At 71.3% G+C, this 14,657-nt stretch carries 11 protein-coding genes; 6 read left to right on the forward strand and 5 right to left on the reverse strand.

Features of this window, described 5'->3' with window-relative positions:
* Positions 1-118 precede the first annotated feature (118 nt).
* Positions 119-2,551, forward strand: coding sequence for a Tex family protein (locus OG510_RS04625; RefSeq protein ID WP_406135408.1), 2,433 nt, complete (start codon positions 119-121; stop codon positions 2,549-2,551).
* A 151-nt stretch (positions 2,552-2,702) separates the two neighbouring features.
* On the opposite strand, the gene OG510_RS04630 is transcribed toward OG510_RS04625, so the two are convergent.
* Complete coding sequence (locus OG510_RS04630; protein ID WP_406135410.1) at positions 2,703-4,340, reverse strand: ABC-F family ATP-binding cassette domain-containing protein; 1,638 nt, start codon at positions 4,338-4,340, stop codon at positions 2,703-2,705.
* A 210-nt stretch (positions 4,341-4,550) separates the two neighbouring features.
* On the opposite strand from OG510_RS04630, the gene OG510_RS04635 reads away from it, so the two are divergent.
* Both OG510_RS04635 and OG510_RS04640 read left to right on the forward strand, forming a co-directional pair.
* Positions 4,551-6,044, forward strand: coding sequence for a M1 family metallopeptidase (locus tag OG510_RS04635; protein ID WP_406135411.1), 1,494 nt, complete (start codon positions 4,551-4,553; stop codon positions 6,042-6,044).
* Positions 6,045-6,194: 150 nt separating this feature from the next.
* Positions 6,195-7,229 carry a LacI family DNA-binding transcriptional regulator gene (locus tag OG510_RS04640; RefSeq protein WP_406135412.1) on the forward strand — a complete coding sequence of 345 codons (1,035 nt, stop codon included), beginning with the start codon at positions 6,195-6,197 and terminating at the stop codon, positions 7,227-7,229.
* Here the strand turns inward: OG510_RS04640 and OG510_RS04645 are convergent.
* From OG510_RS04645 to OG510_RS04655, 3 genes are all read right to left on the reverse strand, one after another.
* A complete protein-coding gene (locus tag OG510_RS04645; protein WP_406135413.1) occupies positions 7,192-8,121 on the reverse strand; it encodes an oxygenase MpaB family protein in 930 nt (309 codons plus the stop codon). The genes OG510_RS04640 and OG510_RS04645 overlap by 38 nt on opposite strands.
* A gap of 173 nt (positions 8,122-8,294) precedes the next feature.
* Positions 8,295-9,788, reverse strand: a complete 1,494-nt coding sequence (locus OG510_RS04650) for an alpha/beta hydrolase (RefSeq protein WP_406135414.1) — start codon at positions 9,786-9,788, stop codon at positions 8,295-8,297.
* Positions 9,789-9,857: 69 nt separating this feature from the next.
* Positions 9,858-10,334, reverse strand: coding sequence for a hypothetical protein (locus OG510_RS04655; protein ID WP_406135415.1), 477 nt, complete (start codon positions 10,332-10,334; stop codon positions 9,858-9,860).
* 122 nt (positions 10,335-10,456) lie between these two features.
* On the opposite strand from OG510_RS04655, the gene OG510_RS04660 reads away from it, so the two are divergent.
* The 3 genes from OG510_RS04660 to OG510_RS04670 all read left to right on the forward strand — a co-directional run bounded on the left by OG510_RS04660 (position 10,457) and on the right by OG510_RS04670 (position 12,372).
* Entirely contained in the window at positions 10,457-10,936 is a 480-nt protein-coding gene (locus OG510_RS04660) for a MarR family winged helix-turn-helix transcriptional regulator (RefSeq protein ID WP_406135416.1), read from the forward strand.
* Positions 10,937-11,087: 151 nt separating this feature from the next.
* The gene (locus OG510_RS04665) at positions 11,088-11,495 is read left to right on the forward strand and encodes an SgcJ/EcaC family oxidoreductase (protein WP_406135417.1); all 408 of its coding nucleotides are present in this window, start codon (positions 11,088-11,090) and stop codon (positions 11,493-11,495) included.
* A 115-nt stretch (positions 11,496-11,610) separates the two neighbouring features.
* Entirely contained in the window at positions 11,611-12,372 is a 762-nt protein-coding gene (locus OG510_RS04670; RefSeq protein ID WP_406135418.1) for a MerR family transcriptional regulator, read from the forward strand.
* A gap of 74 nt (positions 12,373-12,446) precedes the next feature.
* Here OG510_RS04670 and OG510_RS04675 read toward each other — a convergent pair whose 3' ends face one another.
* Entirely contained in the window at positions 12,447-14,618 is a 2,172-nt protein-coding gene (locus OG510_RS04675; protein ID WP_406135419.1) for a 3-hydroxyacyl-CoA dehydrogenase NAD-binding domain-containing protein, read from the reverse strand.
* Positions 14,619-14,657 lie beyond the last annotated feature (39 nt).

Genomic DNA, 14,657 nt, shown 5'->3' on the forward strand with positions numbered 1-14,657 from the left:
TGATGCACTGTTTCCCCGCACGGCGGTCCGGCCCCCACCGGCGGTCCGTTCACCCGGCGGGGTCCGGAGGCTGCTCCGGAAGAATGCGGCAAGCTCAGCGAGAAGGCGGTACGGGATCGTGACCACGACCACCCCAGTTTCCATCGAAAGCAGGATCGCGGAGGAGCTCGGCGTCAGGGAAGGGCAGGTGAAGGCCGCTGTCGAGCTGCTCGACGGCGGCTCGACCGTGCCGTTCATCGCGCGCTACCGCAAGGAAGCGACCGAGATGCTCGACGACGCGCAGCTGCGCGCGCTGGAGGAGCGGCTGCGTTATCTGCGGGAGCTGGAGGAGCGGCGGACGGCCGTCCTGGAGTCCGTACGGGAGCAGGGCAAGCTCGATGACGCGCTGGAGGCGCGGATCAGGGCCGCCGAGACGAAGGCGCGGCTGGAGGACATCTATCTGCCCTTCAAGCCGAAGCGCAGGACCAAGGCGCAGATCGCCCGGGAGGCCGGTCTCGGGCCGCTCGCCGACGGGCTGCTGGCCGACCCGTCGGTGGAGCCGCTGACGGCCGCTGCGGCGTTCGCCGACGCGGACAAGGGCGTCGCCGATGCGGCCGCCGCCCTGGAAGGCGCCCGTGCCATCCTCACCGAGCGGTTCGGGGAGGACGCCGACCTCATCGGTGAGCTGCGCGAGCGGATGTGGACCCGCGGCCGGCTGACGGCGAAGGTCAGGGAGGGCAAGGAGGAGCAGGGCGCCAAGTTCGCCGACTACTTCGAGTTCGCCGAGCCGTTCACCGCGCTGCCCTCGCACCGGGTGCTGGCGATGCTCCGGGGCGAGAAGGAGGACGTGCTCGACCTGGTCCTGGAGCCGGAGGAGCCGTCGGACGCCGCGGGTCCCACCGCGTACGAGTCGATGATCGCCCGGCGCTTCGGGGTGGCCGACCGCGGCAGGCCGGGCGACAAGTGGCTTGCCGAGACGGTGCGCTGGTCCTGGCGCACCCGCATTCTGGTCCATCTGGGGATCGACCTGCGGCTGCGGCTGCGGACGGCCGCCGAGGACGAAGCGGTCAAGGTCTTCGCGTCGAATCTGCGCGACCTGCTGCTGGCCGCGCCGGCCGGGACCCGCGCCACGCTCGGCCTCGACCCCGGGTTCCGTACGGGTGTGAAGGTCGCCGTCGTCGACGCGACCGGCAAGGTCGTGGCCACGGACGTGATCCACCCGCACGTCCCCGCGAACCGGTGGGACGAGGCGCTGGCCAAGCTGGCCCGGCTGGCGAAGGAGCACGCGGTCGACCTGATCGCGATCGGCAACGGCACCGCGTCGCGCGAGACCGACAAGCTCGCCGGTGAACTGTGCGCGAAGCACCCCGAGTTGAAGCTCACCAAGGTGATGGTCTCGGAGGCCGGCGCGTCCGTCTACTCGGCGTCCGCCTTCGCCTCGCAGGAGCTGCCCGACATGGATGTGACGCTCCGGGGCGCCGTGTCGATCGCCCGCAGGCTCCAGGATCCCCTCGCCGAACTGGTCAAGATCGACCCCAAGTCGATCGGGGTCGGCCAGTATCAGCACGACCTCTCCGAGGTGAAGCTCTCCCGGTCGCTGGACGCGGTCGTCGAGGACTGTGTGAACGGTGTCGGCGTGGACGTCAACACCGCGTCGGCCCCGCTGCTCTCCCGGGTCTCCGGGATCGGTTCCGGGCTCGCCGAGAACATCGTGGCCCACCGTGACGCCAACGGGCCCTTCACCTCGCGCAAGGCGCTCAAGGACGTCGCGCGGCTGGGCCCCAAGGCGTACGAGCAGTGTGCGGGCTTCCTGCGCATCCGGGACGGCGACGACCCGCTGGACGCGTCGAGCGTGCACCCGGAGGCGTACCCGGTGGTGCGGACGATGGCCAAGAAGGCGGGCGGCGGGTCCCTCGTGGGGAACGCGGCGCTGCTGCGCTCGCTGGACCCGGCGGAGTTCGTGAACGACACGTTCGGGCTGCCCACGGTGACGGACATCCTGCGGGAGCTGGAGAAGCCGGGGCGCGACCCGCGGCCCGCGTTCAAGACGGCCACCTTCAAGGAGGGCGTCGAGAAGCTGGGCGATCTGACGGCCGGGATGGTCCTGGAGGGTGTGGTCACCAATGTCGCGGCGTTCGGCGCGTTCGTGGACATCGGGGTGCACCAGGACGGCCTGGTGCATGTGTCCGCGCTCTCCAGGACGTTCGTCAAGGACCCGCGTGATGTGGTGAAGCCGGGCGACATCGTCAAGGTGAAGGTGATGGACGTCGACATCCCGCGCAAGCGGATCTCGCTGTCCCTGCGGCTCGACGACGAGGCCGGGGCCAAGCCGGGCGGCGGCAAGGACCGGCAGGACCGCGGCAAGCGGCCGCAGAACGGCCAGGGCGGGCCGGGAGGCCAGGGCGGCCGGCCTCCGCAGCAGCGGCAGGGCGGCGGGGGCCGACGCGGTGGCAACGGCGGCGGCGGTGGCGGCCGGGCGTCCTCCGCTCCGGCGCCGGTCAACAGCGCGATGGCGGACGCGCTGCGCCGGGCCGGGCTCACGGACCCGGGGCAGGGCAAGGGCCGCGGCTGAACCGGTGGTCCGCGCCGCCGGATGACGTGACGTACAGCGCCGGACGGGCCTGTCCTGGCCCGCCCGGCGCTGTGCGTGGGCAAATGCGCGTCAGCGGATGCGCATGAGCGGATGTGCTTGAGGGCGTACGAGGTCGAGATGCGTGGCCGGTTCAGACCTCGGTGACCTTGCCGTCGGCCACCTCGATACGGCGCGTCGTACGGACCGCGTCCAGCATCCGGCGGTCGTGGGTGACGAGCAGCAGGGTCCCCTCGTACGAGTCGAGCGCCGACTCCAGCTGCTCGATGGCCTCCAGGTCCAGATGGTTCGTGGGCTCGTCCAGCACCAGGAGGTTGACACCTCTGCCCTGGAGGAGCGCGAGAGCGGCCCTGGTCCTCTCCCCCGGCGAAAGGGTCGTCGCCGGGCGCAGGACATGCGCCGCTTTCAGGCCGAACTTGGCGAGGAGCGTACGGACTTCGGCGGGCTCGGTGTCGGGGACCGCCGCGCAGAAGGCGGCCAGCAGCGTCTCCGTACCGTAGAAGAGGCCGCGGGCCTGGTCGACCTCGCCGACCACGACGCCGGGGCCGAGCGCCGCGTGCCCGGTGTCGAGCGGGACGCGGCCCAGCACCGCACCGAGCAGGGTGGACTTGCCCGCGCCGTTGGCTCCGGTGATGGCGACCCGGTCCGCCCAGTCGATCTGGAGGTGCGCGGGCCCGAAGGTGAAGTCCCCGCGGACGACGGTCGCGTCCCGGAGCGTGGCCACCACGGAGCCGGAGCGCGGAGCGGCCGCGATCTCCATGCGCAGCTCCCACTCCTTGCGGGGCTCGTCCACGACGTCGAGGCGCTCGATCATGCGCTGTGTCTGCCGGGCCTTGGCCGCCTGCTTCTCGCTGGCCTCGCTGCGGAACTTACGGCCGATCTTGTCGTTGTCGGACGCCTTGCGGCGGGCGTTCTTGACGCCCTTGTCCATCCAGCCGCGCTGCATCTGGGCCCGGCCTTCGAGCGCCGCCCTCTTGTCGGCGAACTCGTCGTACTCCTCCCTGGCGTGCCTGCGGGCGGTCTCCCGCTCCTCCAGATATCCCGCGTACCCGCCGCCGTAGAGGGTGATCTGCTGCTGGGCGAGGTCCAGTTCGAGGACCTTGGTGACCGTACGGGTCAGGAACTCGCGGTCGTGGCTGATGACGACGGTGCCCGCGCGCAGCCCGCCGACGAAGCGCTCCAGCCGGTCCAGTCCGTCCAGGTCGAGGTCGTTGGTCGGCTCGTCGAGCAGGAAGACGTCGTACCGGGAGAGCAGCAGCGAGGCGAGCCCCGCGCGGGCCGCCTGGCCACCGGAGAGGGAGGTCATCGGCTGGTCGAGGCCGACGGTGAGACCCAGTGAAGCCGCCACCTCCTCGGCACGCTCGTCGAGGTCCGCCCCGCCGAGGTCGAGCCAGCGCTCCAGCGTCGTGGAGTACGCGTCGTCGGCGCCAGCGACCCCGTCGACCAGGCCCTGGGTGGCCTCGTCCATGGCGCTCTGCGCGGCGGCCACCCCCGTACGGCGGGCGAGGAACGCGCGTACGGTCTCGTGCTCGCGGCGCTCCGGCTCCTGCGGCAGGTGCCCGACGGTGGCGGTGGGCGGGGAGAGCCTCAGCTCGCCCTCCTCGGGGGTGTCGAGCCCGGCGAGGAGGCGCAGCAGGGTCGATTTGCCCGCGCCGTTCACACCGACGAGACCGATCACCTCACCCGGAGCGACGACGAGGTCGAGGCCGGAGAAGAGCGAGCGGTCACCGTGGCCCGCGGCGAGGTCTTTGGCGACAAGGGTTGCAGTCATGAGGGGACCGATCCTAATCGGGGTGCGGCGGGCGCTCGGGACCAGGCGGCCCGCGCTCCGGCGGGGCGGGCGGCACGGCCCTGGGCGGTGCGGCAGGGTCTATGTCGGCCGAATGGCGATCCTGTGACAGCTGTGACCGTGGACATGACCAGGGGCAGCTGGGCTGAATAGGGTCGAACACAACGACGACCCCCACGACTTGGAGCTTCAGTGCACCGCAGACTCATCGTCCCGAGCGTGCTCGCGGCCGCCTCGCTTCTGCTGGCGATCCCGGCATCGGCGGCCGGCTTCACGCCCGGGGCTCCGGGCATCGGCGACCCGTACTACCCCGCGTACGGCAATGGCGGATACGACGTCTCGCACTACGACCTCAAGCTGAAGTACCAGCCGTCGACCGACCGGCTGGACGGCACCGCGACGATCCTGGCCACCGCGACCCAGGACCTCTCCCGGTTCGATCTGGACTTCCTGCTCGATGTGAGCGAGGTGCGCGTCAACGGCGCCAAGGCGTCCTTCGCCACATCGGGCCAGCACGAGCTGGTGGTGACCCCGGCCAAGGGCCTGGCCAAGGGCTCCGCCGTCACCATCGTGGTCCGCTACAGCGGGGTGCCGTCGACCAAGTCGGCGTACGGCTTCTCCACCTGGCACCGCACCCCGGACGGCGCGGTCGCCGCGGACGAGCCCGAGTCGGCCTGGTGGTGGTTCCCGAGCAATGACCACCCGCTCGACAAGGCCACGTACGACGTGTCGGTCTCGGTGCCCGACGGCACCCAGGCGATCAGCAACGGCGTGCTCCAGTCGCAGCGTTCGCAGCTGGGCCGGACCACGTACAACTGGCGCTCCGACAAGCCGCAGGCCACCTATCTGACCACGCTCGCGGTCGGCAAGTTCGACATCACCACCGGCACCACCGAGTCCGGTGTGCCGATCACCAACGCGTACAGCAAGGACCTGGGCGACAACGCGGGCGCGGCGCGCGCCAGTGTGGAGCGGACGGGCGAGGTCGCGGACTGGCTGAGCGGGTACTTCGGCCCCTACCCCTTCAACGCGCTCGGCGGCTATGTGCCGAACACCGACACCGGGTACGCGCTGGAGACCCAGACCCGGCCGTTCTACAGCCCCAAGCAGTTCGCGAACGGCGCCAATGTCTCGGTGGTCGTCCATGAGCTGGCGCACCAGTGGTACGGCGACGACGTGTCGCTCAAGGGCTGGAAGGACATCTGGATCAACGAGGGCTTCGCCTCCTACGCCGAGTGGCTCTGGTCGGAGAGCCAGGGCGACGGGACCGCGCAGGAGCTGGCGGACTACGTGTACGCCTCGCACCCGGCCGACGACGCGTTCTGGACGGTGAAGCCCGGCGACCCGGGTGCGGCGAACCAGTTCGACGACGCCGTCTACGACCGGGGCGCGCTCGCCATCCAGGCGCTGCGCGACAAGGTCGGTGACACCGCGTTCTTCAAGATCCTCAAGGGGTGGCCGGCCGAGCACGCCTACGGCAACGCCTCCGTTGCCGACTTCGAGAAGTACGCCGAGCAGGTCTCCGGGAAGCCGCTGGCGGCCTTCTTCGACACCTGGCTGTTCACCCCGTCCAAGCCGGCCGCGGGTGCGGCGCGGCAGGCCCGGATCGCGCACCCGGACGCGCGGCCCGTGGCGCCGAAGTCCTGGCAGCGGATCGAGCGGGCGCACACCGTCCACGACCACTGACCCGTGCGGGAGGCCGCGCCGCGCCGGTGGACCGGGCGGCGCGGCTTCCTGCGTGCGGCGGCTGGTGGTTAGGCTGCTCCGGCACCGCGGCACGAGGCCGCCGCGGAACGAGACCCGCGTGCCTGCGGCCGCGCCCGACGAGGAGCACCCTTGCCCGATCCGACCCATGGCTCCCGGCCGACCCTGGAAGCCGTAGCGGCCCGCGCGGGTGTGTCGCGGGCGACGGCCTCGCGTGTCGTCAACGGCGGCGCCGGGGTACGGCAGCCCCTGGTGGACCGGGTCAGGCTGGCGGTCGATGAACTGGGCTACGTACCCAATCACGCGGCCAGGACGCTGGTCACCCGGCGCAACGGCGCGGTCGCGGTCATCATCGCGGAGCCGGAGATCCGGATCTTCTCGGACCCCTTCTTCTCCCAGCAGTTGCGCGGCATCAGCCGTGAACTGACCGCGCATGATTCGCAGTTGGTGCTGCTTCTGGTGGAGGGCAGAAAGGACTACGACCGGATCGGCCGCTATCTGGCGGGCGGCCACGTGGACGGTGCGCTGGCCTTCTCGCTGCACACCGAGGACTCGCTGCCCGCCGTGATCCACCGCGCCGGGATCCCCACGGTCTTCGGCGGCCGGCCTGCCTGGGCGGGCCCGGAGTCCGGTCTCGCGCTGCCCTACGCCGACTGTGACAACCGGGGCGGCGCCCGCGCCGCCGTCCGGCATCTGGTCTCGCTCGGGCGCAGGCACATCGCGCACATCGCGGGCCCGCAGGACCAGACATCGGGGATAGACCGGCGGGACGGCTACCGCGATGTGCTCATCGACGTCGACCCCGGGCTCACCGTGCAGGGGACCTTCACCGCGGAGAGCGGCGCCGCCGCGATGTCCGGGCTGCTGGAGCGGCGGCCCGAGGTGGACGCGGTCTTCGCGGCCAACGATCTGATGGCTTCGGGGGCGCTCCAGGTCCTGCGGGAACACGGCAGACGGGTGCCGGACGATGTGGCGGTGGTGGGGTTCGACGACATGGAGAAGGTCGCCGAGTGCACCGACCCGCCGCTGACGACGGTCCGTCAGGACATCGAGGGCATGGGGCGGTTGATGGTCCGGATGCTGGTACGCGGACTGGACGGCGCGAGCGCCGCCGCACCGGACTCGGTGATCATGCCGACCGATCTGGTGCGCCGGGTCTCCGCGTGACGTCCGGCTTGCCACCGGAGACCGCGGCCCGGTGCTCCGCCCGGTGCTCGGCCCGTGCCGCACGGGCCAGCGGCAGGAAGCGCACCCGCTCGGGAAGCACCGGCACCACCGCCCGCACACACCGGCCGAAACGGCGCAACGCCCGCTCCTGGGCGTCCGTCCACTCCAGGCCGATCGCCTGACGTGCGTCCGGCGGCATCAGCCCGACCGTGACGAAGTGCCGGAAGCGTGCCAGCGGCGGCAGGAGCACCGGCCAGCACATCCGGAGCAGCACGCGGAGCGGGCGCGGGCCGCGGTCGGGCGGCGGTACGGGGCTGTGCGGATCGGTCAGCTCCCGCACCACCGGGGTCGCCTCGATCTCGTCGGCGAGCATCTTCCGGTAGTACGGCCAGAACTCCTCAATGGTCTGCGGCATGTCCCGGTCGTTGATCCCGAGCACCCGCCCGACCTGGAGCCACTCCGCGTACAACTGCCGCTCCTGCGCGTCCGTGTAGGGGCGCCCGAGGTACTTACGGCCCTGCAGGAAGGCCGGGAAGCCGGTGGCGTGCACCCAGGAGAAGGTGGCCGGGGCGAGGGCGTGGTAGGGGCGGCCACGGGTGTCGGTGCCGCTGATGGTCCGGTGCATCCGGCGCAGCCTGCGCCCCTCTTCGGCGGCGGCCTCCCCGCCGTACACCCAGAGCTGCATCGACCGCAGGGAGCGCTCGCCGCGGCCCCAGGGGTCGGTACGGAAGACGGAGTACGTGTCGACACCGGCGCCGACCGCCGGGTGGGCCACCTGCATGGTCAGCGCCGCGGGAAGCGTGAGCAGCACCCGGATATCACCGACCTCGCTCCACAGCACCCCGCCCGGCGGCGGTGGCGGCGGCCCGTCCGGTGTGGTGCGGCTGCTCATACACGGACTCCCGTCGCTGCTCCCGTCGGTCGTAGCGGGCTCCTGCCCGCGGCCCGTCCTCCCCTGCGTCCAGTATGCGACGGCCGAGGCCGGAGCGGCGCGGGGAGCGGGAAGGGGCAGGAGGACCGCGGCCCGCGCGACCAGGGCGCAGGCCGGGCGGGCCGCTCGAACGGTCAGGGACTGGCCGGCTCCGCGGGGCAGTAGCTGTCGTGTGCGGACCGCTTCCCGGTGGCCAGGTAGTCGGTCACCGCGTCGTTCCCGCAGGCGTTCGAGCCCGTCAGATAGGCCACGTGCCCGCCCTGGTCGACGGTGACCATCCGGGCCCGCTCACCGAGGGCCCGGCGCGTCCGCAGCGCCCCGGCCAGCGGCGTCGCCGGATCGCGGAGGTTCTGCACCATGAGGACGTTCGACGGTCCACGGTCGGTGATTCTCACCTTCGGCTCGGCGGGGGCCGGCCAGAAGGCGCACGGCCGGATGTTGGCCACGAACGCGCCGTACATCGGGTGGCGGACGCGGTCGACCGCGACGTTGTGCTGGTAGGTCGCGAGGGCCGTCGGCCAGCGGGAGTCGCCGCAGATCACCCCGAGGTAGGCGGCGGGGAAGTTGTCGCTGTACGCGCCCCCGCCGCCGGTGTCGCCGGAGCCCGGGGGCGGCTGATCCGTGTCCAGGGCGTGCCAGGTGGCGGCGAGGTAGGCGAAGTCGCTGTCGTCGCGGATGGCCCCCGCGGTGACGACGCGGAAGGTCGTGCCGTCGTATCCCTGTACGGACTTCTTGTCGAGGCGCGCGGCGAGTTGGAAGTACTTCTCACGGACCGCGGACGGTGTGCTGCCCAGGTGGTACTGCTGGGGTGCGGCGGCGGCGAACTTCGCGAAGTCGGGGAAGCGGGTCTCGAAGCCCGTGCCCTGGCCGCGCAGCGCCGCGACGTCGTAGCCCTCGGGCGGCAGGCTGCTGTCGAGCACGATGCGGTCGCCGCGCCGGGGGAAGAGCGAGGTGTACACCGCGCCCAGGTAGGTCCCGTAGGACTCGCCGTAGTACGAGATCTTCGGCACGCCCAGTGCCGCCCGGATCCGGTCCATGTCGCGCGCGGTGTTCGCGGTGGTGATGTGCGGCAGCAGGTCCGCGGTCTTCGATGTGGCGCACCCCGTGGCGAGACTCTTCGCGGTCACGGCCTGCTTCGCCACGTCGGCCGAGCTGCCGGGGTTGGGCGGGTTGGCCGCCACCTCGCCCTGAGCACTGGTGAAGCCACAGGTCAGCGGGGTGCTCTGGCCGACGCCCCGTGGGTCGAAACCGATCACGTCATAGCGGTCGCGCACCTTCTGCGGCAGCTTCATCAACGCGGGGACGGGGAGCCCGGGCAGGCCGGGGCCCCCGGGGTTGAGCAGCAGTACGCCGCGCTTCTCGGCCGGCTTCGTGCTCGCCAGACGGGACACCTCGACTTCGATCGTCCGCCCGTCGGGGTGACCGTAGTCGAGCGGCACCGCGAGCCGTGCGCACCGCAGGGCCGCCTCCGTCGGGCTGGGGCACGCGCCCCACCGCAGCGGCGACCTGGAGGGCGCGCCCTCCTGCGACCGGGACGACGCCCCCGCCATGGCCATCTGCGAGACACCCGAGGTCACCGCGGCCGCGCCCACCGTGACGGCGAGCGCCGCGAGCCAGGTCCTGCGCATGGTTGTTCTCCTCACTTCGATAAAGCAGTGGAGCTGGAGTGCAGTGGGGGCCGGCGCTTCGGCCGGGCGTCAGCCACCCGCGAGGGAGGTCGACCGGATGGCCGCCGCCCGCTTGCGGCGCCTGCGCAGCAGCACGACGACGAGCGCGAAGACCTGGAGCGCGGGGTCCAGGCCCGGCAGGTCGGCGGTGGTCTCGGAGTGGACGTGTCCGGTGCGGCGGATCGTGCCGACGGGCACACCGTCGTCGCCGGCCATGGTGTACTCCCGGCCCGCCGCCGCGGTCTGCCGGAACCGGATGACCCGCCCGGAGCACGTCATGTTCCAGCTGCGGCGCACCCGGTCCGTGGTCGCGACGACGGACCCGCCGGCGTCGAGCAGTTCGTAGACACCACTGAAGCGGTGCGTGCGGACCTGGTAGTCGGCCCCGCTCAGGGTGAACCGTGCGCCGATGCGGCCTCGGCGCAACGAGAACGTCGTCAGCGCCCGGCCGTCCTCGGTCAGCTCGTAGTCCTGGCTCGGCGGATGAATCCTCTTCGCGTGCAACATGACCTCATTGCAGCACCGGTCCACGGCCCGGACCCATGTCATTTGTCATGCGCGACCGGGTGACAACCGGGCGCCAGGGCAGGGCCGTTTCGGTGGGAACGGTCAGCTGCTACGTTTCCCGGGTGAGGAAAGGACCTGCCACGCGAAGCGCCGGCGCCGACGAGCCACTCGGCTTCGTGATCGCTTCGGCGGGCAACGCGGCGGCCCTCGCCTTCGAGTCCGCCCTGGCCGCGGAGGATCTGCTGCCGCGGCATTTCGCCGTACTGCGCGGGCTGCGTGACGGCGAGGAACACGCGCAGCAACAGCTCGCCTCATCGCTGGGTATTCCGGCCAGCCGTCTGGTGGGGCTGCTCGCGCTGCTGATCGAGCGTGGCCTGGTGGAGCGGCGCGAGTCGCCGGCCGACGCCCGGGTGAAACTGGTCCGCCTGCGGGAGGAGGGCCGGATGGAACTGGAGAAGTTGATCCGGCTCGCGGGCGCGTCGGAGGAGCGGCTGACCGCGGGGCTGACGGCCGACGACCGGTCCGAGCTGCGCAGATTGCTCGGCATCGTCTACGCCAATGTCGCCGTCGAGCCCGAAGGTCGTCCCGTCCGGGCCTGGTGACCGGCCCTTCAGGTCCGGGTCCCCGGTCCGGGTCGTCCCCGATCCGGTGACCGGCAGGGGCTTGCGCAAATCGTTTCGGTAGGAATAGTTTCGGTGGGAAGCAATGGTGCTGCCGTGAGGCGGCCGACCACACCCGACCGAGGAGACGACGATGGCGGTCACGAATCAGGACACGGTCGAAGGATTCCTGGAACGGATCCGGGATGCCTGGGACGCGGGGGACGCGAGCGGCTACGCGGCACAGTTCGCGGAGGACGCGTCATATGTGATCTTCATGGGGGACGCCATGCTCGGGCGCGCCGCCATCGAGCGGACACACCATGAGGTGTTCACCCGGTGGCAGAAGGGCACGCGCATGACCGTCAAGCCGATCGACGTGCGGATGCCGGACGAGTCCACGGCGGTGGTGACCACCGTCGGCGGCGTCGGCAAGGGCAGCCGGATCGGCTTCGACAAGTTCCAGACGTTCACGCTGCACCGCCAGGACGGACGCTGGGAATGCGTGGCCTTCCAGAACACGAGGATGAGCCGCCGGTCCAAGCGCGCCTACCGCTCCTGACGGTTACCCACGGCCGCCCCGGACTTTCACAAGGGTGGTGCGACAGCAATACTGTTGTACCGGACCGAGTGATCGACCCCGACCGACCGGGTATCCGGGAAACGAGGCACAAGCAATGGCGACCTGCCCCGACGGCACGGGCCCGGACACGGCCGCGGCCCTCACGGTCGACGAGCTGGCCGCGCGCGCCGGGGTGACCGTCCGCACCGTCCGCTTCTACAGCGCACGCGGCCTGCTCCCCCCGCCGGTGATCGGGCCGCGCCGCGTCGGGCTGTACGGCCCCGCGCATCTCTCCCGGCTGGCGCTCGTCGAGGAGTTGCAGCACCACGGGATGACGCTGGCCGCGATCGAGCGCTATCTCCGCCAGCTCCCCGAGGGCCTGAGCGCGCATGATCTCGCGATCCACCGCGCCGTGGTGGCCTCGTGGGCGCCGGAGGGTGCGGACGAGGCGACCCGCGCGGAGCTGGAGCGCCGGGCGGGCCGGCCGCTGCCCGAACCGGACATCGACCGGCTGGCCGCGATGAACGTGCTGGAGCGGGTCGAGGGCGACAAGGACGCTTTCCGGGTGGATCCGGGGCTGCTCGCGCTCGGTGTGCAGCTGCTCGATGTGCCGATCGCCCACGAGACGATCCTCGCCGCGCGCACCGTGGTCCTTGAGCACACCCGGGCCGCGGCGAAGGAGTTGACCCGGCTCTTCCAGGACGAGGTGTGGGGGCCCTACCGGGAGCGGGAGAGCGACCCCGACGCGGTGGAGGCGATGAAGACGCTCTCCGCCGATATGCAGCCCATGGTGGTGCAGGCGCTGGTGACCGCGTTCCAGCGGTCGCTCAAGGAGGAGCTGCAGGCCCGTTACGCGGACGGACCCGCAGCCCCCTGACCCAGAAGGCCGGGCCCGGACCTGCCCCGGCCCGGCCCGGCCTTCCTGCTCACCGGCTCTCCGGCTCTCCCGCCTCAGTTGTCGCTGAAGGTCTCGCCCCGCTCGGCCTTCCCGACCAGCAGCGCGGGCGGCGTGAACCGCTCCCCGTACCGCTCGGCCAGTTCCCGGGCGCGCGCCACGAAGCCGGGCAGGCCGCCCTCGTAACCGTTGATGTACTGGAGCACACCCCCGGTCCAGCCCGGGAAGCCGATGCCGAGGATCGAGCCGATGTTGGCGTCGGCGACCGAGGTCAGGACCCCCTCCTCCAGACAGCGGACGCTGTCCAGCGCCTCGGAGAAGAGCATCCGCTCCTTCATGTCGGTGAAGGGGACGTCCGTTCCGGGCTTCGTGAAGTGCTCACGCAGCCCCGGCCAGAGTCCGGTCCGCTTGCCGTCCTCGTAGTCGTAGAACCCCGCTCCCCCGCTGCGGCCCGGCCGGCCGAATTCGTCGACCATCCGGTCGATGACCGCGTCCGACGGATGCCCGGTCCAGGTGCCGCCCGCCTCCTCGGTGGCACGCTTCGCCTCGTTGCGGATCTTGCGCGGCAGAGTGAGCGTCAGCTCGTCCATCAGCGAGAGCACCTTGGCCGGGTAACCGGCCTGGGCGGCGGCCTGTTCGACCGACGCGGGCTCGACGCCCTCGCCGATCATCGCCACGCCCTCGTTGATGAACTGGCCGATGACGCGCGAGGTGAAGAAGCCGCGGGAGTCGTTGACGACGACCGGGGTCTTGTTGATCCGGCGTACGAGGTCGAAGGCGCGCGCCAGCGCTTCGTCACCGGTCCGTTCGCCCTTGATGATCTCGACGAGCGGCATCTTGTCCACGGGCGAGAAGAAGTGCAGCCCGATGAAGTCGCCCTGCCGCTCGACACCTTCGGCGAGCAGTGTGATGGGGAGGGTCGAGGTGTTGGAGCAGAGCAGCGCGTCGGGTTCGATGACGCCCTGGATCTCCTGGAACACCTTGTGCTTGAGCGCCACGTCCTCGAAGACCGCCTCGATCACCGCGTCGCAGCCCGCGAGGTCGGCCGGGTTCCCGGTCGGGGTGATGCGGGCCAGCAGCTCGTCGCGCTGTGCCTCGGTGGTGCGGCCGCGCGAGAGCGCCTTCGCGAGGAGCTTCTCCGAGTACGCCTTGCCTTTCTGCGCGGCCTCGGCCGACACGTCCTTGAGTACGACGTCGATCCCGGCGCGTGCGCAGGAGTAGGCGATACCTGCGCCCATCATCCCGGCGCCGAGCACGGCGACCTTGCGGACCTCGCGGGGTGCGATCCCCTGCGGGCGGCTGGCCCCCGCGTTGACGGCCTGGAGGTCGAAGAAGAACGCCTGGATCATGTTCTTCGCGGTCTGTCCCGTGACCAGCTCGGTGAAGTACCTGGCCTCGATGGTCAGCGCCGTCTCGAAGTCGACCTGGGAGCCTTCGACGGCCGCGGCCAGGATGTTGCGGGGTGCGGGATAGGGGGCGCCCTGCAGCTGCTTCTTCAGATTCGCAGGGAACGCGGGCAGGTTGGCGGCGAACTTCGGGTTCGACGGGGTGCCGCCGGGGATCTTGTACCCCTTGACGTCCCAGGGCTGCCACGACTCCGGGTGGGCGTCGATGAAGGCACGCGCCTGCGCCAGCATCTCGTAGGCGGTGGCGGCGACTTCATGGACGAGGCCGCTCTCCAGGGCGCGCCGCGGGTTGTACCGGTTGCCCTGCAGAAGCACCTTGAGCAGCGCGTCGGCGATGCCCATCAGCCGTACGGTACGGGTGACACCGCCACCGGCCGGCAGCAGGCCGAGGGTGACCTCGGGCAGGCCGATCCTGGAGCCCGGCGCGTCGAGCGCGATGCGGTGGTGGCTGGCGAGGGCGATCTCGTAACCGCCGCCGAGCGCCGAGCCGTTGACGGCGGCGACGACCGGCTTGCCCAGGGTCTCGATGCGCCGCAGGGAGTTCTTGATGGCCGTGCCGGTGTCGAACGCCTGCTGGGCCTGGGCCGGCCCGACCTTGATCATGTCCTTGAGGTCGCCCCCGGCGAAGAAGGTCTTCTTCGCCGAGGTGTAGATGATGCCGCGGATGGAGTCCTTCTCGGCCTCCGCGCGGTCGGCGACGGCCGCGATCGAGTCCTTGAACGCCTGGTTCATGGTGTTCGCGGACTGGTTGGGGTCGTCGAGGACGAGGGTGACGACGCCGGTCCCGTCCTGTTCCCAGCGGATGGTGGTGTTCTCGCTCATGGTGTGGCTGCTCCGTGAGGGCCGTGGGTGGGAGGGACG

It is taken from the genome of Streptomyces sp. NBC_01089 (genome assembly GCF_045162975.1).
Classification (GTDB): domain Bacteria; phylum Actinomycetota; class Actinomycetes; order Streptomycetales; family Streptomycetaceae; genus Streptomyces.